The organism is Vibrio sp. B181a, from assembly GCF_030248375.1.
GTDB lineage: Bacteria > Pseudomonadota > Gammaproteobacteria > Enterobacterales > Vibrionaceae > Vibrio > Vibrio campbellii.
In genome coordinates, this window is the sequence record NZ_JAHGAD010000151.1 from 1 (window position 1) to 1,772 (window position 1,772).

The 1,772-nt window shown below is 40.5% G+C and carries 2 protein-coding genes; both read right to left on the reverse strand.

Annotated elements, in window-relative coordinates; all coding sequences use genetic code 11:
- Nucleotides 1-389, reverse strand: a 389-nt coding sequence (locus tag KIO97_RS26815; protein ID WP_285384435.1) for a GFA family protein, incomplete at its 3' end; no start/stop codon positions are given.
- A gap of 768 nt (nt 390-1,157) precedes the next feature.
- Nucleotides 1,158-1,583, reverse strand: coding sequence for a hypothetical protein (locus KIO97_RS26830; RefSeq protein WP_285384436.1), 426 nt, complete (start codon nt 1,581-1,583; stop codon nt 1,158-1,160).
- Nucleotides 1,584-1,772: the final 189 nt, after the last annotated feature.

The window sequence follows — 1,772 nt, forward strand, 5'->3', positions numbered from 1 at the left end:
GCTTTCTCGAAAGTAGGCAAACCTGAAAGGCTGTCAAGCCAACTAACTTTTGACTCAGCGTAAATATTTGCATCTGGCTTTATGTCAACCAACGACTCCATATCTAGGCTACCAAGGTGTAATATGTTTAAACCTGCGTATTTTGGGTTTGAGTTAAATATCGGAGTACCGCATTTACCACAAAAGTGTTTACGAGCATTCTCTGTCACATCAAAAAAGCACAAGTCACCGGTAATCAGCTTAAAGTCTGTCTTTAGTACTGCTACATAAGTTGAAAGCGCTGCACCATTCATTTTTCGACATAATTTACAGTGGCAATTTACGATACGCTTAAAGTCGCCAGTTACCCTAAACTGTACAGCCTTACAGTTACAACTACCTAAAACCATAGAATCCTCATAATTATAATTTCGCTGAGATGCATAACGCCCTGCTAAGGGGTGAGCAACGCAATACAAAAGCCGCCGCAAACCACCTTAATCACTAAATTCAACGCACAGTAAAAATGCCACGCGTTGCGAATCCCTCTTGAGCAGTTTGTTAGTTTGCAAACCCAAAGCGTTGATTTTAAGTTATTTTAAACTTTGCAAACAACAAACTTTATGTGCTTTGATGCATTTAAGTCAGGCGTAGTCTAAAAACGGCTAGTCAATGAAACCACTTTGAATAAACAACGCCGCAGAAAACGAACTTACAACACCAAAAAGCGCTTTTGGAAAACAAATCTCACAATGCGGACTTTCAACAAAGCAACTGAAACCCATGAACTTACTACACCAGAGAAAACGCCATTTCAGCGAGTAAATCGGCTTTTGTACCAACAAACTCAACGAGCAGAGTTTCAGCAAAAAACTGCGACTCAGTTAACCCCAAAGTCACCGCACCAAAGAACAAATCAACCGTTGAAACTATGCCAATTTTGGATTTTCACCATGTTAGTTAACACTGACATTGAACGCCGATACGACAATTTCAACTTTGAGCTTTTACCACTAGAGCTTGCGATATAGCTGCGTTTTTCCTCTTGCAAACTAACGCCCTGTTAAGGGGTGAGCAACGCAATACTGAAGCCGCCGCATACCACCTTAAACACTAAAACCAACGCATAGTGAAAATGCCACGCGTTGCGAATCCCTCTTGAACAGTTTGTTATATCACTAATTTTCAGCGCGCTGACTACTCAACTTTGCTGCAAATTCGATAAAACAGTAAACACACAAAGCAGATACAATGATAAAGCCTATCATCGCAGTTATTGAAAAGTAGCCGATCAGAAATATGAAAGCCGACACCAGACACCCAAAACTACCGATGGTAATTCGGTTAACCCAAGGTTCGTTAAGAGCCTCATCGCAAACTTCAACAGATGCATCCTGTTCATACATATACACATGAGCAAAAGCAAAAGTCGTGAAAACCGGCAAACAAATTGAAAAACATAATGTGGCAAGCTGGAGCAAAACTGAGTTTTCTAAGCTGGCACCTCCACTAAAGAGAGCTAAGAAATATGCTGCACATAAACCACTCAAAGCTGAGTACAACCACTTTAACTGAGTATATTTATGATTTTGACTTGTCGTCATAAATGAATCCTGTTTAACATCATTGTGGGTGATATAACGCCTTGTTAAGGTGTGAGGCAAACAATACCGAAGCCTCCGCATACCACCTTAACTACTAAACTTGTCGCATAATAAAAATGCCAAGCGTGCCGAATCACTCTTGAACAATTTGTTATGCCTTTAGCCCATCGCTTTCTCGAAAGTAGGCAA